20 protein-coding genes and 1 pseudogene are annotated in these 26,921 nt (G+C 60.7%); 12 read left to right on the forward strand and 9 right to left on the reverse strand.

Going from position 1 to position 26,921, the window contains the following annotated elements:
• Positions 1-47: 47 nt before the first annotated feature.
• Positions 48-332, reverse strand: coding sequence for a helix-turn-helix transcriptional regulator (locus AC3WQN_RS21265; protein WP_103402012.1), 285 nt, complete (start codon positions 330-332; stop codon positions 48-50).
• Between the two features lie 370 nt (positions 333-702).
• Positions 703-858 (reverse strand): annotated as a pseudogene (locus AC3WQN_RS21270) (bifunctional glyoxylate/hydroxypyruvate reductase B); the annotation flags it as partial.
• Between the two features lie 228 nt (positions 859-1,086).
• On the opposite strand from AC3WQN_RS21270, the gene AC3WQN_RS21275 reads away from it, so the two are divergent.
• Positions 1,087-2,970 carry a fibronectin type III domain-containing protein gene (locus AC3WQN_RS21275; protein ID WP_103402011.1) on the forward strand — a complete coding sequence of 628 codons (1,884 nt, stop codon included), beginning with the start codon at positions 1,087-1,089 and terminating at the stop codon, positions 2,968-2,970.
• An 11-nt stretch (positions 2,971-2,981) separates the two neighbouring features.
• Here the strand turns inward: AC3WQN_RS21275 and AC3WQN_RS21280 are convergent, their stop codons facing one another.
• From AC3WQN_RS21280 to AC3WQN_RS21290, 3 genes are all read right to left on the reverse strand, one after another.
• Complete coding sequence (locus AC3WQN_RS21280) at positions 2,982-3,623, reverse strand: DUF1345 domain-containing protein (protein ID WP_103402010.1); 642 nt, start codon at positions 3,621-3,623, stop codon at positions 2,982-2,984.
• Positions 3,624-3,759: 136 nt separating this feature from the next.
• Positions 3,760-6,858: a multidrug efflux RND transporter permease subunit gene (locus AC3WQN_RS21285; protein WP_103402009.1), complete on the reverse strand. Its 3,099-nt coding sequence runs from the start codon at positions 6,856-6,858 to the stop codon at positions 3,760-3,762.
• 16 nt (positions 6,859-6,874) lie between these two features.
• Positions 6,875-8,032: an efflux RND transporter periplasmic adaptor subunit gene (locus tag AC3WQN_RS21290; RefSeq protein ID WP_103402008.1), complete on the reverse strand. Its 1,158-nt coding sequence runs from the start codon at positions 8,030-8,032 to the stop codon at positions 6,875-6,877.
• A gap of 395 nt (positions 8,033-8,427) precedes the next feature.
• On the opposite strand from AC3WQN_RS21290, the gene AC3WQN_RS21295 reads away from it, so the two are divergent.
• Positions 8,428-9,129, forward strand: a complete 702-nt coding sequence (locus AC3WQN_RS21295) for a response regulator transcription factor (RefSeq protein ID WP_103402007.1) — start codon at positions 8,428-8,430, stop codon at positions 9,127-9,129.
• 4 nt (positions 9,130-9,133) lie between these two features.
• Complete coding sequence (locus tag AC3WQN_RS21300) at positions 9,134-10,435, forward strand: ATP-binding protein (RefSeq protein WP_103402006.1); 1,302 nt, start codon at positions 9,134-9,136, stop codon at positions 10,433-10,435.
• Positions 10,436-10,556: 121 nt separating this feature from the next.
• Here the strand turns inward: AC3WQN_RS21300 and AC3WQN_RS21305 are convergent, their stop codons facing one another.
• On the reverse strand, positions 10,557-11,774 hold the full coding sequence (locus tag AC3WQN_RS21305) for a glycosyltransferase (protein WP_158248622.1): 1,218 nt from the start codon (positions 11,772-11,774) through the stop codon (positions 10,557-10,559).
• Positions 11,768-16,414 carry a hypothetical protein gene (locus tag AC3WQN_RS21310; protein WP_103402004.1) on the reverse strand — a complete coding sequence of 1,549 codons (4,647 nt, stop codon included), beginning with the start codon at positions 16,412-16,414 and terminating at the stop codon, positions 11,768-11,770. Before AC3WQN_RS21310 ends, AC3WQN_RS21305 begins: the two co-directional genes overlap by 7 nt.
• A 259-nt stretch (positions 16,415-16,673) precedes the next feature.
• On the opposite strand from AC3WQN_RS21310, the gene AC3WQN_RS21315 reads away from it, so the two are divergent.
• Positions 16,674-16,889 carry a hypothetical protein gene (locus AC3WQN_RS21315; protein ID WP_103402003.1) on the forward strand — a complete coding sequence of 72 codons (216 nt, stop codon included), beginning with the start codon at positions 16,674-16,676 and terminating at the stop codon, positions 16,887-16,889.
• Here AC3WQN_RS21315 and AC3WQN_RS21320 read toward each other — a convergent pair.
• Both AC3WQN_RS21320 and AC3WQN_RS21325 read right to left on the reverse strand, forming a co-directional pair.
• Positions 16,879-18,276 carry a sensor histidine kinase gene (locus AC3WQN_RS21320; protein ID WP_103402002.1) on the reverse strand — a complete coding sequence of 466 codons (1,398 nt, stop codon included), beginning with the start codon at positions 18,274-18,276 and terminating at the stop codon, positions 16,879-16,881. The two genes, AC3WQN_RS21315 and AC3WQN_RS21320, sit on opposite strands and share 11 nt — an antisense overlap.
• Entirely contained in the window at positions 18,254-18,937 is a 684-nt protein-coding gene (locus AC3WQN_RS21325) for a response regulator transcription factor (protein WP_103402001.1), read from the reverse strand. Before AC3WQN_RS21325 ends, AC3WQN_RS21320 begins: the two co-directional genes overlap by 23 nt.
• A gap of 1,165 nt (positions 18,938-20,102) precedes the next feature.
• Here AC3WQN_RS21325 and AC3WQN_RS21330 point away from each other — a divergent pair.
• From AC3WQN_RS21330 to AC3WQN_RS21365, 8 genes are all read left to right on the forward strand, one after another.
• The gene (locus tag AC3WQN_RS21330) at positions 20,103-21,155 is read left to right on the forward strand and encodes a WD40/YVTN/BNR-like repeat-containing protein (RefSeq protein WP_103402372.1); all 1,053 of its coding nucleotides are present in this window, start codon (positions 20,103-20,105) and stop codon (positions 21,153-21,155) included.
• Positions 21,156-21,187: 32 nt separating this feature from the next.
• Positions 21,188-23,563 (forward strand): efflux RND transporter permease subunit, encoded by a 2,376-nt coding sequence (locus AC3WQN_RS21335; protein WP_103402371.1) that lies wholly within the window; start codon positions 21,188-21,190, stop codon positions 23,561-23,563.
• A gap of 427 nt (positions 23,564-23,990) precedes the next feature.
• The gene (locus tag AC3WQN_RS21340) at positions 23,991-24,287 is read left to right on the forward strand and encodes a DUF5629 family protein (protein WP_103402370.1); all 297 of its coding nucleotides are present in this window, start codon (positions 23,991-23,993) and stop codon (positions 24,285-24,287) included.
• Entirely contained in the window at positions 24,280-25,449 is a 1,170-nt protein-coding gene (locus AC3WQN_RS21345) for a lactonase family protein (protein ID WP_103402369.1), read from the forward strand. The genes AC3WQN_RS21340 and AC3WQN_RS21345 overlap by 8 nt, the downstream gene beginning before the upstream one ends.
• 156 nt (positions 25,450-25,605) lie before the next feature.
• Positions 25,606-25,785: a hypothetical protein gene (locus AC3WQN_RS21350; RefSeq protein WP_095143565.1), complete on the forward strand. Its 180-nt coding sequence runs from the start codon at positions 25,606-25,608 to the stop codon at positions 25,783-25,785.
• Positions 25,786-25,978: 193 nt separating this feature from the next.
• Positions 25,979-26,104, forward strand: coding sequence for a hypothetical protein (locus tag AC3WQN_RS21355; protein ID WP_256587357.1), 126 nt, complete (start codon positions 25,979-25,981; stop codon positions 26,102-26,104).
• A 115-nt stretch (positions 26,105-26,219) separates the two neighbouring features.
• Entirely contained in the window at positions 26,220-26,432 is a 213-nt protein-coding gene (locus AC3WQN_RS21360) for a hypothetical protein (protein ID WP_103402368.1), read from the forward strand.
• The gene (locus AC3WQN_RS21365) at positions 26,429-26,686 is read left to right on the forward strand and encodes a hypothetical protein (RefSeq protein ID WP_103402367.1); all 258 of its coding nucleotides are present in this window, start codon (positions 26,429-26,431) and stop codon (positions 26,684-26,686) included. The genes AC3WQN_RS21360 and AC3WQN_RS21365 overlap by 4 nt, the downstream gene beginning before the upstream one ends.
• Positions 26,687-26,921 lie beyond the last annotated feature (235 nt).

The raw sequence follows: 26,921 nt of genomic DNA on the forward strand, positions 1-26,921 counted from the left end.
TGTCTCGACAGGGGGCAATGGCGCGTCGTACACCGCTGTCGACCCGTTCAAGACAGCTGAATCAAACCTTGCTCCAGTGCCTTGAACACTGCGGTCCAGCGTGAACTCACGCCGAATTTTCGGCGGATATTGCAAAAGTGATAATTCACCCCGGATTCGCTGCAATTGACGATCTGGCCGATTTCCCAGGACGACTTGCCTCTGGCACTCCATAGCAGCACTTCTTTTTCACGCTTGGTCAGCGTGATGTCTTGCACCAGTCCGGTTTGTTGCAACTGAAGCCCGGGCTGGAGGTTGCGAGCACGACTGGCGATCGGGGCTGAATGGTTCATGACAGGCACTCCCATTTATCAATCAATGAGGTGGGCGCGACGGATCCTTCCTGAAGCGGGCGTGGTTCCTGCGTCCGGCTGACAGACGCCGCTCAGGGCGCTGTAGGTTCAGCCCAGTTATAGCGTGGATCCAACGCCTTGAAACCTGTAAGAACTAACAGGTGCTGCACCTTAATGCAGAGGCTTGAGAGGTTTCTGTCTCTTGTTTCTCAAGCTTGTGTAGGTGGACTCTCTGATTCGGTGAGGTTTTCGGTCCTTGCGAGTCCTGGCACGGAGCAGATCCTTGCGGATCTGCCGTTCATCACATTTATACCGCGCAGGGTTATTGATCGAAGCACGCCTGATCTCAGACCACCTCAAGCCTCTGCCGTCACACCACCTCGTTCACCAGATTCGCTGGCCGCTCGCCCGCCAGTGCCGCCAGCAGGTTGTCCACCGCGCACCGTGCCATGGCCTCGCGGGTTTCATGGGTGGCCGAGCCGATATGGGGGATCGCCACCACATTGTCCAGTTGCAGCAATGGCGAAACCAAAAACTATCACAGCGTCAAGAGGCAAGGGTCAAGCAGCGCAAAATTCGCTCGCCACCCACAAGCGGCTCGATTCGAATCATAGAACGTGCAGCAGCGCCACTATCAGACCTGCTAGTGGCGGGAGCCGGCATCCTCATCTGTAATGGCTACTCACAGTAATCCAGCGACCAAGGCTGCCTCCAGCCTTGGCGCCCTCTGAAGCTCAGATAGGGGAATCAGGCCATGACTTCTCAAGCAGTGGATATTTCGGCCAATACTCAAGTGCGCAACCTGCAGAATCCAGGGCGAACTTTTAATGAGGCGTGGATTACGTGGGAGATGCCTTTGGACTCGTCATACCTGATCGGCTATGACGTCAGGTGGGGAGGAGGGGCTTCTCTCTATACCCCGGCGCGTGAATGCATCGTTCCAGGATTGACACCTGAAGTCGAATACAGGATCGAGGTGCAACCCAGGCGTTCCCAGGGTACGCCCGCCCAAGTGGCGTCGATCCGGGTGGTGACACACGATCGAGTGCCGCCTACCCAACCCCGGGGATTACAGCGAGAGAGTCTCCCGGGCAACAGGTCGATGCTCAGTTGGGATATGTCGCAAGATAATGTGGGCGTCACCGGTTATTTGCTTCAATGGAATGGGGAAACCGAGCGACTGGTTACGCCGAGTGCTTATGTCGTGGACTTGCCTGTGCAACAGATCAAGTCCTGGCAGGTCAGCGCCAGGGACGCTGCAGGAAACCGTTCTCGGATAACCCGCTGGAATAGTGGCGTGCCGCCGAGTAAGCCCACCGATCTGCGAGCTTCGAGTGTGACCGGGAATAGCGTCACTCTGGAGTGGGTTGCATCCACCGATGATATTGCGGTTGTCGGTTATCAGATCTACTGCGACAACAGGTTGGTTGACATAGATACCACTGGTAACAACCGTTTTACCGTCACCGATCTGGACGAGCTGACGACTTACACTTTCAAGGTGGGTGCATGGGATACCGATGGGCATCTTACTTTTTCAGATGTGTTGACCGTTACCACGTCAGACGCTACAGCACCTTCTCGCCCGACCCGCCTGAGAGCCACAAGGATTACGGGTGGGACCGTTGATCTGACCTGGGACCCCTCTTTTGATAATGTCGAAGTCACTGGCTATCGGATCTATCGAAATAACGTGCCGATCGATACGGTTAGCACGACTTACTACACCGCAGGCGGTTTAACCGACGCTACGTCTTATACATTCAGGGTGCGCGCGCTGGATGCAGACGAGAATTTTGCCGATTCCGATCCGTTGACAATCACCACAGTTGATGTGACCGCTCCTTCCAAACCAACGGACTTCAGGGCCTCTGTAGTTTCTGCCAATACTGTTTTCCTGCGGTGGGATGAATCTGTAGATAACGTCGGGGTCATCGGCTACCAACTCTTGCGTGACAATGTTTCGATCGAGATTGTTACCACGTCGTATTACTTCGCAAAGGAGCTGTCCGAAGGTGCTACTTACCTTTTCAAGGTGCGCGCTCTGGATGCTGCCGGAAACCATACCGACTCCGACTCAGTGTCAGTGACCGTACCTGACGAGACACGCCCCTCCAAACCAGGCAATCTCAGAGCCTCAACGATCACCGGCCATTCGGTTGCGCTGGAGTGGGATGCGTCGGCTGATAACGTCGGTGTCACAGGCTATCGGATTTGGCGCAACAACACGGCAATCGATTTCGTGAGCAACACTCGCTACGTTGCCGGTGGTTTGAGTCAGCTTACCTCCTATGAGTTCAAGGTCAGTGCGCTGGATGCGGCCGAAAATGCTACCGACTCGGATTCATTGACTGTCAGAACCCGAGATGGAAGCCCGCCTTCCAAACCGACCAACCTAAGAATTGTCATAATCTCAAGTCTCAAGATGCTCCGGTGGGACCCATCAACTGACAACATTGCCGTTACCGGCTATGAGGTTTATCGCAATAACGTGTACATCGACACAACTCCGTACACGTATTACGTCGGTCTCGACTGGACTCCACCGTATGTGTTAAGGGTGCGTGCGTTGGATGCGGATGGAAACTTTACCGACTCCGATCCCTTGACGGACGAGATGCTCCAGGGACGCCAATAGCCCCTAGGCGGTCAGCCAAATAACCCCGCCGCGATATTGATCGAAAACCCCAATATCGCGGTATTGAACACAAACCCGATCAGCGACTGCGCCAGCACAATCTTGCGCAGGCCTCGGGTGGCGACCCCGACATCGGCGGTTTGTACCGCCACGCCGATGGTGAAGGAGAAGTACAAAAAGTCCCAATAATCGGGTTTTTTCAAACCTTCGGCAAAGCGCAGCGCCGGCTCCTTGCCGTCCCAGGTGTAGAACAGCCGGGCGTAGTGCACGCTGAAAATCACCCCGATCAACAGCCACGAGCCGATCACCGTCAAGCCGGTGAAACCGTAGCGCATGAGCTTGTGGGTTGAGTCCATGTCCCTGGTACCCGCCAGTTCGAAGGTAATGGCGGCCAGGCTGGCAATGGCGGCAATGCTGACGATAAACAACACCAGCCCGGCGTTTTCGTCTTCGACCTCGGCAATACGCTTGACGTCATCGGCCTTGGCGCGGGCGGTGAGCCATAGCATCAGCGCCAGGTAAACCCAGATGCCGGCGTTCCAGCCGACGAGGGCTTTGCTGATCAGGGAGTGGGCGGGAACCAGAGTGCCGATCGCCACGCCCAGCAGGGTTGCGGCGGTCAGGCGAGGGTGGGTGCGCAGGAGGTGGGGCATGTGAACTCGATGGGCCGGGGTGTTGCATCACCTTAGCCCAGTGCGGTCCATTGTGGCGATATAGGTCGACGACACCCCTGGTGTTGATGTTGATCGCTCCCGCGCAGAGCGCGGGAACGATCACCGTCACGGTCTGTCAGCTGTCCTTATGGCGTTTACGCACCAGCCTCATCACCACCACAAAGAACACCGGCACAAACACGACGGCCAGGGTCGCGGTGATCATCCCGCCGATTACCCCGGTGCCGATCGCTTGCTGGCTCGCCGAGCTGGCCCCGGTAGCGATCGCCAGCGGCACCACGCCGAGGATGAACGCCAGCGAGGTCATGACGATCGGCCGCAGGCGCAGGCGCGCGGCTTGCACCGTGGCGTCGATCAGGTCGTGGCCTTCGTCATACAGGCTCTTGGCGAACTCGATGATCAGGATCGCGTTTTTCGCCGACAGGCCAATGATGGTGATCAGGCCGACCTTGAAGAACACATCGTTGGGCATGCCCCGCAGGGTCACGGCCAATACCGCCCCCAGTACCCCCAACGGGACCACCAGCAGCACCGAGGTCGGGATCGACCAGCTCTCGTACAGCGCCGCCAGGCACAGGAACACCACCAGCAGCGACAGGCCCAGCAAGATCGGCGCCTGACTGCCGGACAAGCGCTCCTGCAATGACAGCCCGGTCCATTCCTGGCCCAGCCCGGTCGGGCCGAGGGCCACCAGGCGCTCGATTTCCGCCATGGCTTCACCGGAGCTGTGGCCCGGGCTCGGTTCACCGGAAATGCTGATGGCCGGGTAGCCGTTGTAGCGGGTCAACTGGGTCGGGCCCTGGGTCCATTCGGCGCGGACGAAGGTCGACAGCGGCACCATTTTTCCGGCGTTGTTGCGCACGTGGATCTTCAGTAAATCCTCGACCTGGCTGCGTTGGTCGCCTTCAGCCTGCACCACCACCCGTTGCATCCGCCCCTGGTTGGGGAAGTCATTGATGTAGGCCGAACCCACGGCCGTGGACAGCACGTCACCGATATCAGCGAACGAAACCCCCAGGGCGTTGGCCTGTTTGCGGTCGACGATCAACTGCACCTGCGGCGCTTCGGCCAGGGCGCTTTCGCGCACGTTCATCAGGACCGGGCTTTTCTCGGCGGCGTCCAACAGGGCAGTACGCGCTTGCATCAACGCGGCGTGGCCGAGGCCGCCACGGTCTTGCAGGCGGAATTCGAAACCGCTGGAGGTGCCGAGGCCGTCCACCGGCGGTGGCAGTATGGAATAGGCCACGGCGTCCTTGATCTGGCTGAAAGCGATGTTGGCGCGGTCGGCGATGGAGGCGGCCGAGTCCTGGCTGTCACGCTCGGACCAGTCCTTCAGCGTGCTGAACGCGAGCGCCGCGTTCTGGCCGCTGCCGGAGAAGCTGAAGCCGAGAATGATCGTGCTGTCCCCGATCCCCGATTCCGTGGCGTTGTGCGCTTCGATCTGTTCCACCACCTGCACCGTGCGATTCTTGCTGGCGCCCGGCGGCAGCTGAATGTCGGTGATGGTGTAGCCCTGGTCTTCCACTGGCAGGAACGAGGAGGGCAGGCGGCTGAAAAGTACACCCAGGCCGATCAAGAGTACGCCGTAGATCAACAGGTAACGGCCGCTGCGTTTCAGCGCATACACCACCCAGCTTTCATAGCGGTTGGTCAGTTGGTCAAAACGTCGGTTGAAGGCGCCGAAGAAACCACCCTTGGCGTGATGTTCGCCCTTGGCAATCGGCTTGAGCAAGGTGGCGCAGAGGGCCGGGGTCAAGGTCAGGGCGAGCAGCGCCGAGAACAGGATCGAGGTGGCCATCGACAGCGAGAACTGCTGGTAGATCACGCCCACCGAGCCCTGCATGAACGCCATCGGGATAAACACCGCCACCAGCACCAGGGTGATGCCGATGATGGCCCCGGTGATCTGGCTCATGGCCTTGCGTGTTGCTTCCTTGGGCGACAACCCCTCGGTGGCCATGATCCGCTCGACGTTCTCCACCACGACGATGGCGTCGTCCACCAGGATCCCGATGGCCAGCACCATGCCGAACATGGTCAGCACGTTGATCGAGAAACCCAGCGCCAGCATGGTGGCGAAGGTACCCATCAGTGCCACCGGCACCACCAGGGTAGGGATCAGCGTATAGCGGATGTTCTGCAGGAACAGGAACATCACCGCGAACACCAGCACCATGGCTTCGCCGAGGGTCACCACCACCTTGGTGATCGACACTTTGACGAACGGCGAGGTGTCGTACGGGATCTTGTATTCCACGCCGGCCGGAAAGTAGCGCGCCAGTTCGTCCATCTTCTCGCGCACCAGGGTCGCGGTGTGCAGGGCGTTGGCACCGGGTGCCAGTTGCACGCCGACCGCGGTCGAAGGCTTGCCGTTGAGGCGGGTGGAGAACTGGTATTCCTGGCTGCCGACCTCGACCCGCGCCACGTCGCTCACGCGCACGGTGGAGCCGTCGGGGTTGGCCCGCAAGACGATGTCAGCGAACTCTTCGGGGGTCGACAGCTGACCCTTGACCAGTACGGTGGCGGTGATTTCCTGGGTGGTGCGGGTCGGCAAGTCACCGATGCTGCCGGCCGAGACCTGGGCGTTCTGCGCGACAATCGCGGCGTTGACGTCGGCCGGGGTCAGGTTGAAACCGACCAGTTTCTGCGGGTCGATCCAGATCCGCATCGCTCGTTCAGAGCCGTACAGCGTGGCCTTGCCGACGCCGTCCAGGCGCTTGATCTCGTTCATCACGTTACGCGCCAGGTAATCACTGAGCGCTACGTCATCGAGCTTGCCGTCGCTGGAGGTGAGGGTGATCAGCAGCAGGAAGCCGGCCGAGACCTTCTCGATCGACAAGCCCTGCTGGATCACCGCTTGTGGCAGGCGCGACTCCACCGCCTTGAGGCGGTTCTGCACATCGACCTGGGCCATTTCCGGGTCGGTGCCGGGCTGGAAGGTGGCGGTGATGGTGGCGCTGCCGAGGCTGCTCTGGGACTCGAAATACAGCAGGTGATCGGCGCCGTTGAGTTCTTCCTCGATCAGGCTGACCACGCTTTCATCGACCGTCTGCGCCGAGGCGCCGGGGTACACCGCGTAAATCTCGACCTTCGGCGGTGCGACGTTGGGGTACTGCGCCACCGGCAGTTGCGGGATGGCCAAGGCACCGGCCAACAGGATAAACAGCGCGACCACCCAGGCGAACACCGGGCGGTCGATAAAGAATTGCGGCATAAAGTCTGCGTCCTGCCTACTGCCCGGTGACCTGGGCAAGGGGAAGAGGGGTGTCGTCGATCGCTACTTGCTCGCCGGGACGGGCGTGCTGCAGGCCTTCGATGACAATGCGGTCGCCGGGCTTGAGGCCACCGGTGACGATCCAGCGGTCCTGCTGTGCCTGGCCCAGTTGCACCGGTTGCTGGCTGACCCGGGCCTCGCTGTCGAGCAACAGCACCTGGGCGATGCCGGCGCTGTCACGCAGGACCGCCCGTTGCGGCACGCTGATGCCTTGCAGCTGTACCGCTTGCTCCAGGCGCACGCGAATGAAGCTGCCCGGCAGCAGGTCGAGGTCCGGGTTGGGGAACTCGCTGCGCACAATGATCTGCCCGGTGCCCGGGTCGACGCTGATGTCGGAGAACAACAGCTTGCCGGGCAATGGATAGAGGCTGCCGTCGTCCTGAATCAGCGTGGCCTTGGCTTGATCCTGGCCGACCTGTTGCAACTGGCCAGCCCGCAGGGCCCGGCGCAGGTCGTTGAGCTCGCGGGTCGACTGGGTCAGGTCCGCGTGGATCGGGTCCAGTTGCTGGATCACCGCCAGGGGCGTGCTTTCGTTCTGTCCCACCAGTGCGCCCTCGGTCACCAGCGCCCGGCCAATGCGCCCGGAGATCGGCGCGGTGACGGTGGCATAGCCCAGGTTCAGCCTGGCAAGTGCGACAGCGGCCTTGCTGGCGGCAACGTCGGCGGCGGTTTGCAGGGCATTGGCCCGTGCGTTGTCGTAGTCCTGGGCGCTGATGGCCTTGTCCACGATCAGGCTGGCGTAGCGCTGTTCCTGCAGTCGGGCCTGGAAGGCATTGGCCTCGGCCTTGCGCAGTGCGGCCTCGGCGCTGTCCAGGTCGGCCTTGAACGGTGCCGGGTCGATGCGAAACAGCACCTCGCCCTTTTTCACATCGCTGCCTTCGCGGAAGGTGCGTTGCAGGACCACTCCGGCGACTCGCGCACGCACTTCGGCGATACGTGGCGCCGCGATCCGCCCGCTCAGTTCGCTGCTGATCGACAGCGGGCGGGCTGAGAGGGTTTCGATTCGTACCGTGGCCAGTGACGCAGGCTCTTCGGCGGTGGAGGACTTGTCACAGGCGACCAGCGTCAGGCCCAGTGCAATCAGGCCGAGCTTCGCCAACAGGTTCTTTGACATGTGAATACCCCAATAATGACCCGGGCATGCTACGGGCAGCCGGGCAGGGTAGCGGTGAACGTTTGTAGTGGCTGTGTGAAATTGTGTGAAGGTTTTGCTCGCGTGCGCGTGAGGGCGTATATCCTTGACGCCTTGATTTCTAATGCGACTGATAGATTGCTCTCGCGGGCCAGCCCTAATGCCGGTCAGTTAAGCCAAAGACCAACTGAACATAGAGCCCGTGGCGAGGGAGCTTGCTCCCGCTGGGCTGCGTAGCAGCCCCAAAGCAGGGCCGCTTCGCGCCCCAGCGGGAGCAAGCTCCCTCGCCACGGGTTTCGTGCTCGGCTTTATTTCTCTTAACTGATCGGCATTAGGGCCAGCCCCGACAGTCACCTCAGCACTTCCTGGAAACACCCATGCCCAACATCCTCCTGGTCGAAGACGACTCCGCGCTCTCCGAGCTGATTGCCAGCTACCTCGAACGCAACGGCTATCAAGTCAGCGTGATCAGCCGTGGCGATCAGGTGCGCGAGCGTGCGCGGCTCACGACGCCGGACCTGGTGATCCTCGACCTGATGCTGCCGGGCCTGGATGGCCTGCAGGTGTGCCGCTTGTTGCGCGCCGACTCGGCAACGCTGCCGATCCTCATGCTCACCGCCCGTGACGACAGCCACGACCAGGTGCTGGGCCTGGAGATGGGCGCCGACGACTACGTCACCAAACCCTGCGAGCCACGGGTGCTGCTGGCGCGGGTGCGCACCCTGTTGCGACGCAGCAGCCTGAACGAGCCGCAGACTGCCAGTGACCGGATCCTCATGGGTAACCTGTGCATCGACTTGTCGGAGCGCACCGTGAGCTGGCGCGAGCAGCCGGTGGAACTGTCCAGTGGCGAATACAACTTGCTGGTGGTGTTGGCCCGACATGCGGGTGAAGTGCTCAGCCGCGATCAGATCCTGCAACGCTTGCGCGGCATCGAATTCAACGGCACCGACCGCTCGGTGGACGTGGCCATTTCCAAACTGCGGCGCAAGTTCGACGACCACGCCGGCGAAGCGCGCAAGATCAAGACCGTGTGGGGCAAGGGCTATCTGTTCAGCCGTTCCGAGTGGGAATGCTGAAGCCATGTTGCGCATTCTGATTCGCCTGTACCTGATCACCATTGTCACCTTCAGTGCGGCGATCTATCTGGTCCCGGACCTGGTTATCAAGGTTTTTCACGAGCGTTTTGCCAGTTACAACCTCGACCATTCCCGAGGGGTACAGAACCTCATCGTCCAACAGTTTCACCGTGTGCCACCCGAACAGTGGCCGGCGCTCGCCACCGAAATGGATCAACAGTTCCGGCCGTTGCAGATCGCGGTGGCGCGGATCGACGACAGCGGTTTTACCGCCCATGAACGCGAGCGCTTGCAACGCGGCGAGATGGTCGTGCGCATGGGGGACTGGGGTTGGCGCACCCTGGCGGTGGCGCCGCTGAACGCTGAGCTGGCGGTGAAGCTGATCGTCCCGCCCGATCCGATGGACGTCAATCTGCTGTACTGGAGCATCAATGTGCTGATCGGTGCGGCATTGCTGGCCTGCCTGCTGATCTGGCTGCGCCCGCACTGGCGTGACCTGGAGCGCTTGAAACATACCGCCGAACGCTTCGGCAAGGGCCACCTGAGCGAGCGCACCCAGATTGCCGACAGCTCCAACATCGGCCATCTGGCCCATGTCTTCGACACCATGGCCGGCGACATCGAAGACCTGCTCAACCAGCAGCGTGACTTGCTCAATGCGGTGTCCCATGAACTGCGCACGCCCCTGACCCGTCTGGATTTTGGCCTGGCCCTGGTCCTCTCCGACGACTTGCCGACCGCCAGCCGCGAGCGCTTGCAGGGGTTGGTGGCGCACATTCGCGAGCTGGACGAGTTGGTGCTGGAGTTGCTGTCCTACAGTCGCTTGCAGAACCCGGCGCGGCAACCGGAGCGGGTGCAGGTGTCACTGGACGAATTCATCGACAGCATCCTGGGCAGCGTCGATGATGAACTGGAGTCGCCGCAGATCGTTATCGATGTGTTGCTGCACGGTCAGTTGGAGCGCTTCAGCCTTGACCCGCGCCTGACGGCCCGGGCCATCCAGAACCTGCTGCGCAATGCCATGCGCTATTGCGAAAAGCGCATTCAGGTCAGCGTGCAGGTCGCGGCCCAGGGCTGTGAAATCTGGGTCGACGACGACGGCATCGGCATCCCCGAGGACGAACGCGAGCGAATCTTCGAACCCTTCTACCGCCTGGACCGCAGCCGCGACCGCACCACCGGCGGCTTCGGCCTCGGTCTGGCCATCAGCCGCCGCGCCCTGGAGGCCCAGGGCGGTACTCTTACCGTCGAGGCATCGCCACTGGGCGGGGCGCGGTTCAGGTTGTGGTTGCCGATCCAGGTCTGACGCTTGGGTATACCCCCTGTTGATAGCTCTCACGCGCGAGCGTGGGAGCGATTGATCGAGAAGCTACAGGTACTGGTTTGCCAGCGAAGGGGCTACGTCAGATCCGGGCAAGCTCAAGCCATCAGGTGTTGAACCACGAATGTTCGTGTCCAATGTCGACCTCTGCTTTTCGATTGAACGGGAAGTAATGATCAATCAGGGCCATCTGCTGGTCGACATACGTTTGATCCCACAGCTGATGAGTGACCGAAATGTTGGTGCGTGGCTCGGCATTGAAGCACAGCCGATAGTAGTCCGCCCGTTCGACGGCGATAACGTCATTGAGCACACTTGGCCCCGTCAGTCTGAACAACTCACGTGCGTAGGCTGGCATATCCATGACGGCTTCCTGCGGGTTGGTCAGGACGGCTTGTCCGTCGACATAGGGCCGGGCCTTGGTGAAAAAGCCGTCGCTTTGCGCAAAGCGCACCTGCATCTCCTTCGAAATTTCCTCCAGCAGCGGATTATTGGGGTGCGAGGCGAAAATGCTGCTGTTGTACCCTGAAAATCCCGTCATGGCCTCGCTGACCTTGGGGCCAAGCAACAGATCATTGGGCGCGGCGAGCAGTTCGATGTCGTTGATATCGACTCTAAACGTGTCATCGACATCCATGTAGATACCCCCGTGGTGGTGGGTCAACGGGTAGCGCAGCACATCGGAGGCGGCGGAATAATTGCGTCCGGGCCCTTGCATGACCGTGGTGTACTGCAGGTAGTTGTCGGACTGCGAGAATCCACTGAAAAACGGAGTGCCTGCCAGGGGCGTTATCACCAGTGAAGGTGCCGCCCGTTGGAATTGTTCCCGGATCTGCGCCAGCACAGTGGCGTCCTGCACATCGACATGCAGTGTCGAAACGTAGCGGGTGCTGAGTCGACAGTTATGGGCGATGTTTTCGATCAGCCTGGTCGACGGTACCGCATGCCCCAGCCACAGGTAGTGAATGTTCGCAGGGATGGGCGAGAGGTTGGTCGGGAAGGCCGGGAGCCTGGGTAATTGAACTGACCGGAATCGCGTTGGCGCCGGCAGGCTGTCCTTGATTGCGCGCCACTGCGCGACGGGGCCGGTGCTCCATTGTCCCTGGGCGTTGCGCCAGGCTGGCGTGGTCAGCCTTCCCGTGAAATCGGTCAGGCACCAGTAACCTTCCTGGACCAGGAAAACGGCTTGGCAATCCTGTTCTGGCCCCAGGCGAACCCAGCCGGGCACCGGCATGTCATCGATGGGAATGGCGACCTCATGGGCCGGTGCCAGCGGTTGTTGCGGCGTGCGTGGCAGGCTGCACAGGCCGCTGACGCTCAGCATGTGACCTCCCATGCCTGGCGCGCGGGGTTGAAGGTCACCACCGGCCCCTGTAACTCACCGGCGTGGACCCGCCATTGCGTGGTACCGGGTAGCGGGCTGACGGCATAGGGATGGCCCTGCATGAGGATGTAGGTGTACCGGTTCTTCGTATAAAGGTTCATGACGGGTGTGATGTCCGAAAGATCGATGCCGTGGGCGACCAGTTGTCGTTGTTGAGGAATGGTCAGTGCGTTACGGGCGGTAGACAGGTCCGGCTTGAAAAAGGCCAGCGAATCGGCTTGCCTGAATGTTGCCAGGGTGGTCAGTTCCTGCGCGCGCAACAGCTCGCCAGAGGCTGCGCCCAAGGGCGGCAGGTTCAAGCCGCTGGCCAGCCGTGATGCATGGAGTTGCCCGCGAACGAAGCGCGAGCCGGCACGTACCAGTGCCACACCCTTGATGCCCCCTTGAAACAGGAAGATCGCCGGCCCCAGAGGGTTGGCCGCCTGAGTGAAACCCATGGCCAGCACTCTGCTGAACTCCCGGGCACCCTGGGCGGTTTGCGCAGCCTTGAGTGCCAGCCGGGAAACGCCGAAGGAGGTCGAGCGCACCACCAGGCGGGCCACTTGCAGATAGGCCCTCATGGCATGCAGCACGGCGCTGCCAAAAGGGATCAAGTAACTCAGGGCTTCCAGTCCGGCGAACAGAAAGGTGCCCGGCGTGACGGTGCCTCGGCTGATGTCCTGATAGATCGAGTAACCCGGCACGAAGAACGCCGCCAGTCGTTCGTTACTCGCCAGCAGGTTTTCGCGATAACGTTCGTAAGGCGTCGGTTCGCGCAAGGTGTCGTAAGCCTGTTCAACGGCTTTGCCAAAGACGTTGTCGACCATTTTCTGACTGAGAAATTGAATTTTTCCATCGCGATCCAGCTCGGCGACCTGGCGGGCGACGGTGTAGAAACTGACATCCAGCTCGGGTGTGCCACGCACATCGGCGGGGCGCCCCAGAAGGTAGGCGTTCTGATCCAGGTCCGGCATCTGGGTCAGGTAAGGAGACTCGTGGTAGAGGTAGTCGGCCGTGGGCGGCGAAAACTTTGCGTTGATGCGAATCTTTCGGGTGCCGTTGCGTTCCAGCAGGCGAATCGTGCCCGAAGGGCAAAAGATTTCGTAGGCATACTCCTGATCGTCTTTTTTATAGAGCGCGATCAATCCGTGGTTGGCTGTCTGGCGTTGCCCTTGTGGATCATTGAATGAAACCGTGATGAATTTGTAGGCATCAAGGATTCTGTCGCGATCCAGTGCAGGCAGATCGTGCAGTGCCAGGGCCATCCGCGATACCAGGCCTTGCAGGTAGTTTTTCTTGAAGTCCTGGTATTGCTCGTCGAACGCCGCTTGAAGCGCACAGCCACCCTCTAGATCAGGGACAAAACCCAACTGGGCGTAGTCGAATGATCTTCCCGCGCCGCAGGTCATGTAGTGTTCCAGCAGGGTCATGTGCATATGACGGCCAACGTTCAGATAACCCTTCACAAAAAATTGCTGGACTTCACTTTCCGTGAATGACCTCTTGCGCTGCAGGTCCAGTTCCGGTTGCGATTTCAGGCGCGCCATCGCCATGGCTTTACGCACGGGTGGCACCTGTGCCAGTTGGGTAAAGGTCCGGGCTTCGAGCTGTTGTTGCCGTTGCACGTGCAGCAGTGCCGCCAGCGTCTGGTCATGGCTGACCTGGCCAAGCGGCACTTGCGGGATGACCCCGCGGCACATCGCAAAATGCAATGTGGCGTGCTGGCCACTGACGGCGACCGCCAGTTGCGTATGTTCGGGCAGGCGCTCGAACGGGCTTAGGGTGTAGAAATCCATCAGCTCCTGATAGGTATGGGTGAGCGCCGAATCTGGGCGAAGCTGCTCCGCCAGGGCGACGGCGTGCCGAAATTGAGTGGCGCTCAGGGTTTGTCCGAACAGCAGTGTGTCAGGGACACCCTGGACCAGCAGTTCCGGTGCATGGCGAGCCGCGAGCAAGGCAAAGGTCACGGCGGTTACACTGCGAGCGGTACTGTGCGCAAAGGTCGTCTTCAGGTGCTGCTGCAGGTGTTTGCGTACGTGCGGATGAGTGTGCTCCCCCAACGTCACCGTCATCAGGTTCAATCCACAGATATATCCGGGTTGGTGGGTGGTCGCAGGCTCGAGATAGTCGGTTATCGCCGTGAGTGCCATGGCGCGGCGCGCGGCCGCAGGTTGACGATGGTCAGGATCAAGCGCGCGCTCGAGTCGATGAAATCCCGGGAAATCGCACAACAACTCCAGGAACAAACCGTGGGTCAGCCGGTAGGGGTCGTGCGGGGAGGGGGGCGCTTCGCCGGGATACACAAGGTCTGTTTGCAGGGCGTTGCACAGGGCATCGACATCCGGCCTCGTCGTTGAACCGGCAATGAGTGGATGCAGGTCGACAATGCCGGCACGCACCCGGGCCTGGGCTTCGTCAAGGACTGTCGAGCTGTAGCTGACGTTCACACTCTCCGAGGGGGCAGGGTTCAATCCCAGCAGATTGAGGCTGATCAGGTTGGCGATGTGTCTTGCCTGTTCGCGGGGCGAATGGCTGGCCAGTTGTTGCTCCATGACGAAACACTTGTAGCGGCGACTGTCGGGCACCTCCCACTGCACCTTGAGGCGTCCGAGTTCATGACGGTAGACCTTCTCGATGACGCTGAAGGCGAGCGTGGGGGTTATGGCACCTTCTGCAAAATAGTGAGGCGTTCGGTTCAACACTTCGCGAACATGAGTGATGGTCCGGGGGCTGGCCAGTGCCTCAAGCATCGCCTGGCGGCGCTCGTCGTCGCTCAGTGCCCGGGTCTTGAGGGGGGGCATGTCGAAGAAGGTGAAGGGCTGGGGATTGCCATCGAACGTGCTTTGGTTGCGGCAGGCTGACCAGGCATCGAACAGCTGTTGATCGGGAATCCACTCGATAAGCCGCTGGTTTCGCTCGGCGACCAAAGATGTGAAATCTTGAACGCGAGTTGTTTCAAGGGCACTGTCCAGATGAGCCAGGAAAGCCGACAGGCCTTGATCCAGAACCGATCCCTTGCCGGTTTCAAAGGCAAACTCCAGGTTTTTGTCTTGCATGGCCAGCGTTGCGTCCAGGGGCTCACTGAACAGGTCGCGGGCGATCGGGTGTGCTTGCAGCGACACCCGTTCAACGCTTTCGCGCAAGGCGTCGGCCAGTTGCATGGCATCTGGCCTGGCCAGGTAATTGATCAATGTCCGTTGGCCTTCTGCCTGGCACAACTGCCTTGCGAACTCAAGGGTCAGCGCTTTCCAGTTTGCAAACACCTGCAGTCCTTTATCGGGTGTGAAACAGATGATTGGGTTTGCCAACGGCTCGACGTCCGGGGTGTCGGCCTGGGCGGGCGCGATAACCCAGCACCGGTTGAGCTTGCAGGACCGCGAGCGGGCCTCGTCCTTTAACGAAAGGGTATAGGTGCGAGTGCTCGCCGAGTCTTGTGTCGCGGCGGTGATGGACCCATGGTGGGCGGTATCCAGCGTTCCATCCAAAACGCCCAGGCGTGTCGCGTCCAGCAAGCGTGCCTGATTCTGGGTGCTCCACACTTGCTTGCGGGAAACGCCGGGGATCGGTGCGCTCCAGTATTGCTTGAGGTTGTCGAGCAGCTGCAGCCGCAGGTTCAGCAGTCGGTCAATGAAACGATCGAACAAGGCACGGCTGACTGGCAGGAAGGCGTGCACCATAAACAGGTTGTAGTTGACCGGACCTTCCTTGAGCAAGTCCGCGCAACTGACGGCGCTCGGCGGGCCGTTTTCCTGTTGGACATGAAGGTCCTGATACAGCGATATCCAGAGGGATTTCCATACCTGCCCGTGTGCAAGGTGAGGGCGCGCGCCGCTGTGCAGAACATCGCTTGCCAGTTGTGCAACGCTTTGGTTGTACAGCAGGGGAACGGAGGGGCGTCGCGTGGTGGCATCGGGAGCGATCAGGGCGGGGTCATCTTCGCCTGCAGCGTGTATGACCATTGCGTAGACCGTTGTAGGGTCGAGCGTGGGAGCAACGTTGGCGATCAGATCGCCGATCAGCTTCAGCAGCCCCTCCGGCGCCGTCGGCTGCTCCGATAGCAACGCGATCTGTTCGTAGCGGTTACCCAGCAATCGGTCCACGTGCGCCTGCTGCAATGAGCGTATGTGACGGCTGTCGAGGATGCTGGCGAGCAGGGCGATCTGATCGTTATTCAGTGTGTAGGCGCTGTGGTTGTACTGTCGGGCCAGGGCAATGAAGTTGGACTTGAAGGTACGTCGTGCCTCGAGATCCGGAAACGAATGCGGGTAAACCGCACGGTCTGCAAAGTCTTGCCAGACGGCCGTGGCCAGTTGATACATCACCTCCAGTATCACCGCGGGCGTGATGCTGGCCACGGAGAGCCCGGTGGCGCGGGCGACGATGTCATGGGTGGCCTTCAGGTTGAGCAGCAAGGGCAGCACGCTGCCGTCTGCCCATTGATCATCGGCGTGGGGCGCGACGGCGCTCAGGGCGGTGCGGAGGTTGGCACTGGTCAGATAGCCCAGCAGTTGCCGGGCTTGCATGCTTTCGGGGTTTCCGATGGACGGATCGCCCAGGTTGACGAGGTAGGTGCGGATCGATAGGGGTGTGAAGGGCTCCATGGCAGGGCTCCGATTGAGAGTGAGCCCCACTATCAAAGAAGCCGGAATGCACGATGTGGTACAGGGTTATCGCTTTGCGTCCTTGATGGGTGCCGTCGTTTTGCAAATCATTGCACGCGTGCCCCGGATGGCTGGCGAAAAATGATGACGCGCTCTACCTGCCAATGGATGAACTCTCTCAACTCCCCGGCGCTCTACTGTTCAGGCCCCCGAGGCTTACGTTTGGAGAAATGCTCCCCACCTATTGGCAGGCCACCTCATGAACACTGTGTTGAGATCTGCGTTCACGCCCCTGTTGTTCGGACTCTGCGTTGCTACCCTGAGCAGTTGTGCCAGCCCGCCGCCGCCGGTAGTGGTCCATGCCCCGCCCACCAAAGAGTGCAGCAGCACTGAAAATACGCAGGTGCTGGGCGATGCGCGGGCCGAGGGCGAGGTCACCCGGGTCACCACCAAAACGGTGTGCGTCACGCAGTAGCGGGCAGTAGTCGCTGGCAACAATCGAGCGTCAGGCGGGCGCCGCCCAGTTCGCTGCTGCCCACGTCCAGGCTGAAACCGTGGAGGTTGACGATGGCCGCGACAATCGACAAGCCCAGGCCGAAACCGCCGTGCTTGTCAGTGTCGTCGACACGGTAGAAGCGCTGGAACACGGCGGCGCGCTTGTCCGCCGCAATGCCGGGGCCGGAGTCGAGCACTTCGATGCGCGTACTGCCGGCGTTGTTGCTCGCCCGTACCTGCACCTGGCCGCCCGCCGGGGTGAACTTGATCGAGTTGCTCAGCAAGTTCGACAGGGCTTCGAACATCAGCGCCCGGTCGCCGGTCACCGCCGGCAGGTCCTGCGGCGCTTGCAGGCTCAAGCTCAAGTGGCCTTCCTCGGCCAGCGGCAGGTAAAAATCGTGCAGTTCCTGCAGCAGCGGCAGTGGGTCGAACAGCACAAAGCCCGAACGGCGTTGCTGGTCTTCCAGTTCGGAAATGCGTAGCAAGCCGCGAAAGCGCGCCATCAAGGTGTCGGTTTCGGCGATCACCTGGTCCAGTTGCGCGGCCTCGCTCGAGCCTTCGGCAGCGTGTTGTTGAATGCGGTAGAGCTGGGCGCGCAAGCGGGTCAGCGGGGTACGCAGGTCGTGGGCGATGTTGTCGCAGACACCTTTGACTTCGTTGACCAGGCGCTCGATGCGTTCGAGCATGGCGTTGACGATGGCGGCCAGCATGTCCAGTTCGTCACGGCGGCTGGACAGCGGTAAGCGGTGGTTCAGGTTGCCGGCGACAATGGCTTCGGCGCTGGCCTGCAGGGCACGAATCCGTTGCAGCGGGCGACGGCGCAACAGGTACCAGCCGGCGATACCGGGAATGATGGTCAGCGACACTCCCCACAGCAGTGCGTGCAGGATGATCCGGTTCACGGCAAACAACGAGCCGTTGTCGCGTGCCAGCACCAGCCAGCGTCCATCCAGGGTGCGGGTCGCCACGGCATCGCAGCTGTCCGGCGGCAGGCTGGCGTCATCCGGTTCGCTGCAGCGGTCGAGTTCATGCACCTTGCCGTCCAGCGGCAGGTCTGCCGGAATCTGCCGGATCAGCCCGTGCAGGGGCCGTTGCTGTTCGTCGAACAAGCCGTAGGCATCGACTCCGCGCTGGTCGAAGGTGGTACTGGCGATCAGCGCTTCGTCCAGTTGGATGCCGTGAAAGCGTGAGAACAGATGCTGGCGCTGCATCATCGAGTGGCGGGCCAGGTTGTCCAGGTAGTGCGACACCTCGTAGTACATCACCCCCATGAGCAGACCGCTCCAGACCACGAACAGCGCGCTGTAGAGCGTCAGCAGGCGGCTGCTGGACGAACGCCAGCCTTTAGACGGGTTCAGCAATGACATAACCCGAGCCTCGCACGGTGCGGATCAGCGGCAGCAGGCCCGGTGGGTCGATCTTCTTGCGCAGGCGTCCGATGTGTACATCGATCAGGTTGGTGCCGGGGTCGAAGTGATAGCCCCAGACTTCCTCGAAGATCATCATCCGCGAGAGTATCTGCCCGGTGTTGCGCAGGAGAAATTCCAGCAATTTGTATTCGGTGGGCAGCAGGGTCAGCAGCTGTCCGGCACGGGAGGCTTCGCGGCTGATCAGGTTCAGTTCCAGGTCGGCCACCCGCAGCAGGGTTTGCACGTCCTTGACGGTGTTCTGGCGGCGCAGCAGGACTTCGACCCGGGCGGCCATTTCATCGGTGGCAAAGGGTTTGGTCAGGTAGTCGTCGCCACCGGCCCGCAAGCCGCGCACGCGCTCGTCGACATCGGAGAGGGCGCTGATCATCAGAATCGGCGTCGCCACCCCCATGGTGCGCAAGGTGGTGACAATGGCCAGCCCGTCGAGCTCCGGCAGCATGCGGTCCAGGGTGATCAGGTCATAGTCGCCGCTGACCGCGCGCGCCAGGCCCTCGCGACCATTGGCCACCCAGTCCACGTCCAGGCCATGGCTACTCAGCTCGGCCACGATCTCCCGGGCGGTCACGGCGTCGTCTTCAATGGTCAGGATTCGGGTCATGGGGTTTGCCTGAAAGAAAATGAAACATGGGTGCCAGTGTGCCAAGAAATGCCTGACAGGTTTCTAAAAAAACTTTCATACAGGGTAGGTTGAACACAATCCCGTGGCGAGGGAGCTTGCTCCCGCTGGGGTGCGCAGCAGCCCCAAAGCCGTCCACCGCGTTCTTTCTGTCAGACCGCAACAGGCTTGTCGGGGCCGCTTTGCGGCCCAGCGGGAGCAAGCTCCCTGGCCACGAAGGTGTTCAGTGTTGGGCTGTCGGGGAGGTGGGGAGTGCGGTGCGGCAACTGGTGAGTGAGGCGGTGCCGGCGGCTAAAGTCAACGGCAGCTAGACCCGTGTTCTTGGCACGGATTGACGGCTGGACCTGTACCCCGTTGGAGCGGGATTGCCCGTGACGGCGGCCTGACAGTCGACCATTCTCTTGCGTAGGTATGCCTGTGGGAGCGGGCTTGCCCGCGAAGGCGGCCTGGCAGCTAACCATTCTCTTGCAGGTAAGGTGTGCATATCCGTTGCTGCGGTCACGGCGGCTTATGGTTCCGCCCTTACGGCGTGTCACTTTGGCAAACGCCCCAAAGTAACCAAAGGTCTCGCCCCGAGCGTCCGGCCCCTCGCCGAGGCTCGGGGTTCCCTCGACTCCGGCATTCCTCAGGGGGCATCGCCTCCGGTCGGCTTCGCTCGACCTCCTCTCGATGTGTTCGGCTGCGCCGAACGGCGCTGCGCGCCATTCCCCTGATGAACGCCTGCGCTCGGCCTGCCGATGGGGCGGGTGGATCAAGATCAACAGCCAAAGCAAGATCAAGAGCGGCAGGCGAGCTAACGCTCGGCCTGTTGAGTGGTGGTGGTGGTGGTGGTGGTGGTGGTGGTGGTGGTGGTGGTGGTGGTGCAATTGCTGGGTATGTTGATGCTTTGTGTTGTGGGGCGGGCGTGTTTTTGATCACGCCATGGGATGTCTTGTCATTCAGCGCCTACCCTTACTCCTCAGGTTAACAAAAGATAACGTGGCGTCGATTGTCAGAGGTTTCGAAAGCTGGATAGGATAGGCCAGCTTCCGAAGGGGCTCTAGATTGCAGGTTTGCGCACTGTGCGTCGAATCCGCCATCAGACAAACGCCCTGAACGGCGCCCTGAAAGGTTGAATGACCTAACAATAATAATGGGGGAAAGGTCTATGAGTGAGCCTGTCATGGGTGTGGGTATTGGCCGCCCGCCGGTATTACGCAGATTCGCGTTGCTGGCTACAGCGCTCTCGCTGTTGGGCACGGGCGTGTTGTCGGCGCCGGTGCTGGCGGTTGCCACGCCAGCGGTCGACACGGTCTATTCGATCGAGTCCGGCAAGTCCGCCAAGGGCTTGATGCTGGATGTCGTGCACGCCGGCAAACGCCTGATCGCGGTCGGTGATCGCGGGCACATTCTTTATTCCGATGACCAGGGTGTCACCTGGACCCAGGCCAAGGTGCCGACGCGCCAGCTGCTGACCTCGGTGTTCTTCGTCGATGACCGACACGGCTGGGCCGTGGGGCACGATGCGCAGATCCTCGCCAGTGAAGACGGCGGCACCACCTGGACCAAGCAATTCGAAGATTTGAAACGCGAAGCGCCGTTGCTCGACGTCTGGTTCAAGGACGTCAACAACGGCTTTGCCGTGGGTGCCTACGGTGCAGTGCTGGAAACCAGCGACGGCGGCAAGCACTGGGAAGACGCCAGTGACCGCCTCGATAACGAAGACCAGTACCACCTCAATGCCATCGCCGCGGTCAAGGATTCCGGGCTGTTCATTGTCGGCGAGCAGGGCAGCATGTTCCGCTCCGCCGACTGGGGGCAGACCTGGGAGCGCGTCGAAGGGCCGTATGAGGGTTCGCTTTTTGGCGTGATCGGCACCCGCCAACCGTCGACGCTGCTGGCTTACGGCCTGCGCGGCAACCTGTTCCGTTCCACCGATTTCGGCACGACCTGGGAGCCGGTTGAGCTCAAGGCCGCTCGTGGTGCGCTGGAGTTCGGGCTGTCGGGCGCCACCCTGCTCGATGACGGTTCCATCGTGATCGTCGGGAACGGCGGCAGCGTGGTGCGCAGCAGCGACGACGGGCAGACCTTCAGCGTGTTCAACCGACCGGATCGCATTTCCGTCTCGGCCGTCACCGCGGCGGGCAACGGCAATCTGATTCTGGCAGGACAGGGCGGCGTTCGCGTCACTTCGCCAAATGGCGCCGAGCTGAGCAAGTAAGCCGGGCAAATAACAAGAAGGCGAGGATTTCCATGAGCAGTCATCATCAAGACAAGGCGACGTTTCTCGAACGCCTGATTTTCAACAATCGCCCGGCGGTGATCATCATCTGCCTGGCGGTGAGTATCTTTCTGTTCTGGCAGGCGACGCTGATCCGGCCGTCCACCAGCTTCGAGAAAATGATCCCGCTGCAGCACCCCTTCATTGAAAAGATGATGGAGCACCGCAACGACCTGGCGAACCTGGGCAACACGGTGCGTATTTCCGTGGAGGCCACCAATGGTGACATCTTCTCCAAGGAATACATGGAGACCCTGCGTCAGATCCACGACGAGGTGTTCTACATTTCCGGGGTTGACCGTTCGGGCCTCAAGTCGCTGTGGAGCCCGAGCGTACGCTGGACCGAAGTGACCGAGGAAGGCTTTGCCGGCGGCGAAGTGATCCCCCAGAGCTACAATGGCTCGACTGACAGCCTCGACCAGTTGCGCAACAACGTGCTCAAGTCCGGCCAGGTCGGCCGCCTGGTGTCCAACGACTTCAAGTCGAGCATCATCGACATTCCGTTGCTGGAGTCCTACCCGGACCCGGAAGACCAGGGCAAGCTGCTGGCCCTGGACTACCAGAAGTTCTCCCACGAGCTTGAAGACAAGATCCGCAACAAGTTCGAACAACAGAACCCCAACATCCAGATCCACATCGTCGGGTTCGCCAAGAAAGTTGGCGACCTGATCGATGGCCTGCTCATGGTGGTGATGTTCTTCGGTGTGGCTTTCGTCATCACCCTGTTCCTGCTGCTGTGGTTCACCAACTGCCTGCGCAGTACCGTGGCGGTGTTGAGTACGACCCTGGTGGCGGTGATCTGGCAGTTGGGCCTGATGCACGCATTCGGCTTCGGTCTGGACCCGTATTCGATGCTGGTGCCGTTTCTGATTTTCGCCATCGGCATTTCCCACGGCGTACAGAAAATCAACGGTATCGCCCTGCAGTCCAGCGAGGCGGACAACGCCCTTACAGCTGCGCGACGCACATTCCGTCAGCTGTTCCTGCCGGGCATGATTGCAATCCTGGCGGACGCGGTGGGTTTCATTACCTTGCTGATCATCGACATCGGGGTGATCCACGAGCTGGCCATTGGCGCCTCCATCGGTGTGGCCGTGATCGTGTTCACCAACCTGATCCTGCTGCCCGTGGCGATTTCCTATGTCGGCATCAGCAAGCGCGCGATCGATCGCAGCAAAAAAGACGCGACCCGTGAACACCCGTTCTGGCGCCTGCTGTCGAATTTTGCCAGCTCGAAAGTGGCACCGGTCTCGATCCTCATCGCGTTGATCGCTTTTGGTGGCGGCCTCTGGTACAGCAAGAACCTGAAGATCGGTGACCTCGACCAGGGCGCGCCGGAGCTGCGTCCGGACTCGCGCTACAACCAGGACAACAACTTCATCATCAGTAACTACTCCACCAGTTCCGATGTGCTGGTGGTGATGGTCAAGACCAAGTCCGAAGGCTGCTCGCGCTACGAAGCCATGGCGCCGATCGACGAGCTGATGTGGAAGATGCAGAACACCGAGGGCGTGCAGTCGGCGATCTCGCTGGTCACGGTGTCCAAGCAGATGATCAAGGGCATGAACGAGGGCAACCTGAAATGGGAGACCTTGTCGCGCAACCCGGATGTGCTGAACAACTCCATTGCCCGTGCCGACGGCCTGTACAACAACAGTTGCTCGCTGGCGCCTGTGTTGGTGTTCCTCAACGACCACAAGGCCGAGACCCTCGACCGTGCGGTGCACGCGGTGCAGGAGTTCGCCCAGGAAAACAACAAGGACGGCCTGGAGTTCATCCTCGCGGCCGGTAACGCCGGGATCGAAGCGGCCACCAACGAGGTGATCAAGGAATCGGAACTGACCATCCTGATCCTGGTGTACATCTGCGTGGCCACCATGTGCATGATCACCTTCCGCTCCTGGGCGGCGACCTTGTGCATCGTGTTGCCGCTGGTGCTGACCTCGGTGCTGGGCAACGCCCTGATGGCCTTCATGGGCATCGGCGTGAAAGTCGCAACCTTGCCGGTGGTGGCGCTCGGGGTGGGGATTGGCGTGGACTACGGCATCTACATCTACAGCCGCCTGGAAAGCTTCCTGCGTGCCGGCCTGCCGCTGCAAGAGGCCTACTACCAGACCCTCAAGTCCACGGGTAAAGCAGTGCTGTTCACCGGCCTGTGCCTGGCCATCGGTGTCTGCACCTGGATCTTCTCGGCGATCAAGTTCCAGGCCGACATGGGCCTGATGCTGACCTTCATGCTGCTGTGGAACATGTTCGGCGCACTGTGGCTGCTGCCAGCGCTGGCGCGTTTCCTGATCAAGCCGGAGAAACTGGCCGGGCAGAAGGGCAACTCGCTGTTCGCTCACTGATCCTCGCCTGACATGAAAAACCGCAACCTTCGGGTTGCGGTTAATGAGATGGTCACCCCCACACCCTGCAAGGGCTACGCTTTCGCAGGGTGTTTTGTTTTCGCGGATCATCATCATGAGCAAGTCAACTGATAGGTCCGGCCGCGGGTTCTACGCAAAAGCTCTTACAGGCGCAGATGATGCTGCACACATGCCCTGTGGCGAGCGAGCTTGCTCGCGCTGGGCTGCACAGCAGCCCCAAACGGGACGGCCCGGTTTATCTGAAAGCCTGCAATAGTCTTGTTGGGGGCGCTTCGCACCCCAGCGCGAGCAAGCTCGCTCGCCACAGGATAGATTCAAGCAAACGCAGAGAAGGGGGCAGTGGACCCGACACCTTGCGCAAGGTGATGGGCTATCATTGCGCCTTTCAACTTGAAGATTGATCGCCATGACTGCTGCAACCGACACCCTGCTCAACGCCCTCGAAACCTGTGACATGCTGGAAATCGATGGCCTGCACGCCTTTGACTTCTCGCTGGACGAGGACGATCAGTTGCACATCGAGTGCATGGACGGCCGCGCGGCCAAGCGTTGGGTGTTCAGCATGGCCCAGGTGCAGGCGGCGGTATTCGACAGCACCTTGCAAAGCTGGACCATCACCGGTGATTCCGGCGAACACCGCCTGGTGTGCCTGAGCGCGTTCAGCGGTGCTAACGACGAAGACGACGAGCGTGAGGATGCGTAACGTCTGGCCATTGTTGATGGCCGGCAGCCTGGGGGCGATGAGCGTGCAGGCGGCGCCCGCCGAGCTGCATGACCTGTTGATCGGCAGCTACACCCAGGGCCAGAGCCAAGGCATCTACCGACTGCAGTTCGACAGCCAGAGCGGCCAGCTCAATGCCACACCCCTGCAGGTGGTCAAGAGTGCCAACCCGTCGTGGCTGACCGTGTCCAGCGACCAGCGCCGGCTGTTTGTGGTCAACGAAAACGGACCGGGGCAAGCCGATCCGGTAGGGCGGGTCAGCAGCTTTTCGATCGAGCCCAAGACCCGTCAACTGAGCCTGATCAACCAGGTGCAGAGCCTGGGCAACGAACCGACCCATTCGAGCCTGAGTGCGGACGGCCAGCACCTGTTCGTCAGCAACTACTCGGTGGCCGAAGACCCGGGCGGTAGCCTGGCGGTATTGCCGGTCAACGCCGAAGGCCGGTTGGGATCGGTCGTGCAACTGAGCAGCCACCCCGCGAGCCGGGTCAATCCCGAGCGGCAGATGTCGGCTCACGTTCACTCGACGGTGTCTTCACCCGACGGTCAGTACGTGTTCTCCAGTGACCTGGGGGCCGACAAGGTGTTTGTCTACCGCTATGACCCCAAGGCCAACCCAGAGCGGCCGCTGATTGCCGCCACGCCGGCCTCGGTGTCGTTGCCGGCGGGTAGCGGGCCCCGTCATCTGCTGTTCAGCGGTGATGGCAAGCACGCTTACCTGACCCTGGAAATGAGCGCGCAAGTGGCGGTGTTCGATTACCAGACCGGCCAGTTGACCCGGCGCCAACTGGTGGACCTGGCAGCGGGGCAACCGGCTGCCAGGAAAGCCGCCGCGGCGCTGCATGCATCAACGGACGGCAAGTTCCTGTATGTCAGCAACCGTGGCACTGCCAATGAATTGCTGGTGTTTGCCATCGACCCGCTCAACGGTGAGCTCAAGGCGCTGCAACGGCGCGCGGTGGACGGCGACCACCCTCGTGAGTTCAGCCTCGATCCGAGCGGCAAATTTGTGCTGGTGGCCAACCAGAAGAGCAACCAGGTCGTCGTCATCGAACGCGATGTGAGCACCGGGCTGTTGGGCAAAACCGTGCAAAAAGTGCCGTTCGACGCACCCAGCGACATCCGCTTCTTCCTGCATCAATAAACCGTAGGCCCCGTCTGCCGGGGCCTCTACGGTTCTATTAATCGCAGTGATATCCGCTACTGCTACAAAAGATTTCAAGCGCGACAACCCTCGGGCGTACGTTTGCTTCACGGCCTACACAGGCAAGCACGCCAACTGAATACGAGGGTTACCGCCATGAACTTCAATCTCTTCTCCGTGATCGCCGCGTCCGCCATCTCCGCCAGCGTTGCACTGCCGGCCAGTGCCAGTGTCGAGATCAACTCGAAAAAATCCGGCACCCACACCTACACCCAGAAGTACCTGCAACAGAGCGCCAACTTCTACGCCGCGCTGGACCACAAGATCCAGCACTGAGATTCGATACCCGCCGGGTTGATGCAGGCGCGACGTCACTGGATCCATACCCGGACAACAGTGATGTCGCGCCTGCATGACGCATTTGCGACAAATCGCAGCGTCGAGGTAAAAAAAGCGGGTAATGGCACATGGCTATATGTTTAAATTTGACGCTAATAAATTGACTCAATCTTTCCCAAGGATCGACGACATGGCAATGCGTCTGGCTGTGGTTCTGCTGTTTCTCTACTCCACCCCGATTCTCTCCGCAGCACAGCCTGTCGAAGGCGAACCTGAAGCGTCGCGCGAGCGCTTGATGAGCCTGTTGCACGACTGAAGTACGTGAGTTGATCGATCAATTTAACTGATAGCTACTATGGATAAAGGTCACTATTCATAGCTGCTTGATTGATTGATTCTGTGGGCACTGAAACATGCCCACGGAGAACTTCATGGCCAGCGCAATCCTGACTTCTGCCAAGCACGGTGCCTACATTGCCATCGGTGTGTACGTGGCCATGGTCCTGGCCGTCAGCCTGGCGACCCAATCGCAACGGGATATTCAGGCGCCGGTAGAGGCCGCATCCCCCTCAACCCGGTTCGAGTATCGCGCCCACAGCGCAACCCTTGATTCTGCCGACGTTGCGCAAGCGGTGGTGCTATGAGAGGACGCAAGCTCTGGGTCGTGGCCTTCCTGGTATTCTTGACCAATGGCGCTTCACTGCTCGGCGTCGGCCAAGCCTCGGCGGGCTCGCTGGCGCGGGCCATCGAGTGCAATCACAGCATCGCCCGCAACATCGAAACGGCCAAGGCGCTGGGGTTGTTGGCGGGGAATCCGCCCAGCAAGTCCAGGTCGCCGCTTCCGGGGCCGTTCCAGGTGGATTGCTCGGCGCTGAAAATGTGTAGCGCCCTGGCTTAACCCTCAATGCCGCGTTGTAGGAGCGAGCGTGCTCGCGATGAACTCAAGAACAACGTGGTTACTCAGAAAAATACGCGTAATCGTTAACATCCATCGCGAGCGCGCTCGCTCCTACCTCCTACAAAGGTTGGCGTGGGTTACCCCGGTTTTTTTGCCATTGTCCCGTCCTGAATAAGGTTTACACCTTCTGACCGATTCTCAGGAGGGCGTAATGAATACGGGAAAAAGGCGCAGT

Source organism: Pseudomonas sp. FW300-N1A1 (genome assembly GCF_058789115.1).

Bases quoted from the DNA above. Each gene is read 5' to 3' on its own strand.
- AC3WQN_RS21265 (WP_103402012.1), bottom strand. From the start codon at position 332: ATGAACCATTCAGCCCCGATCGCCAGTCGTGCTCGCAACCTCCAGCCC.
- AC3WQN_RS21275 (WP_103402011.1), top strand. From the start codon at position 1,087: ATGACTTCTCAAGCAGTGGATATTTCGGCCAATACTCAAGTGCGCAAC.
- AC3WQN_RS21280 (WP_103402010.1), bottom strand. From the start codon at position 3,623: ATGCCCCACCTCCTGCGCACCCACCCTCGCCTGACCGCCGCAACCCTG.
- AC3WQN_RS21285 (WP_103402009.1), bottom strand. From the start codon at position 6,858: ATGCCGCAATTCTTTATCGACCGCCCGGTGTTCGCCTGGGTGGTCGCG.
- AC3WQN_RS21290 (WP_103402008.1), bottom strand. From the start codon at position 8,032: ATGTCAAAGAACCTGTTGGCGAAGCTCGGCCTGATTGCACTGGGCCTG.
- AC3WQN_RS21295 (WP_103402007.1), top strand. From the start codon at position 8,428: ATGCCCAACATCCTCCTGGTCGAAGACGACTCCGCGCTCTCCGAGCTG.
- AC3WQN_RS21300 (WP_103402006.1), top strand. From the start codon at position 9,134: ATGTTGCGCATTCTGATTCGCCTGTACCTGATCACCATTGTCACCTTC.
- AC3WQN_RS21305 (WP_158248622.1), bottom strand. From the start codon at position 11,774: ATGCTGAGCGTCAGCGGCCTGTGCAGCCTGCCACGCACGCCGCAACAA.
- AC3WQN_RS21310 (WP_103402004.1), bottom strand. From the start codon at position 16,414: ATGGAGCCCTTCACACCCCTATCGATCCGCACCTACCTCGTCAACCTG.
- AC3WQN_RS21315 (WP_103402003.1), top strand. From the start codon at position 16,674: ATGAACACTGTGTTGAGATCTGCGTTCACGCCCCTGTTGTTCGGACTC.
- AC3WQN_RS21320 (WP_103402002.1), bottom strand. From the start codon at position 18,276: ATGTCATTGCTGAACCCGTCTAAAGGCTGGCGTTCGTCCAGCAGCCGC.
- AC3WQN_RS21325 (WP_103402001.1), bottom strand. From the start codon at position 18,937: ATGACCCGAATCCTGACCATTGAAGACGACGCCGTGACCGCCCGGGAG.
- AC3WQN_RS21330 (WP_103402372.1), top strand. From the start codon at position 20,103: ATGAGTGAGCCTGTCATGGGTGTGGGTATTGGCCGCCCGCCGGTATTA.
- AC3WQN_RS21335 (WP_103402371.1), top strand. From the start codon at position 21,188: ATGAGCAGTCATCATCAAGACAAGGCGACGTTTCTCGAACGCCTGATT.
- AC3WQN_RS21340 (WP_103402370.1), top strand. From the start codon at position 23,991: ATGACTGCTGCAACCGACACCCTGCTCAACGCCCTCGAAACCTGTGAC.
- AC3WQN_RS21345 (WP_103402369.1), top strand. From the start codon at position 24,280: ATGCGTAACGTCTGGCCATTGTTGATGGCCGGCAGCCTGGGGGCGATG.
- AC3WQN_RS21350 (WP_095143565.1), top strand. From the start codon at position 25,606: ATGAACTTCAATCTCTTCTCCGTGATCGCCGCGTCCGCCATCTCCGCC.
- AC3WQN_RS21355 (WP_256587357.1), top strand. From the start codon at position 25,979: ATGGCAATGCGTCTGGCTGTGGTTCTGCTGTTTCTCTACTCCACCCCG.
- AC3WQN_RS21360 (WP_103402368.1), top strand. From the start codon at position 26,220: ATGGCCAGCGCAATCCTGACTTCTGCCAAGCACGGTGCCTACATTGCC.
- AC3WQN_RS21365 (WP_103402367.1), top strand. From the start codon at position 26,429: ATGAGAGGACGCAAGCTCTGGGTCGTGGCCTTCCTGGTATTCTTGACC.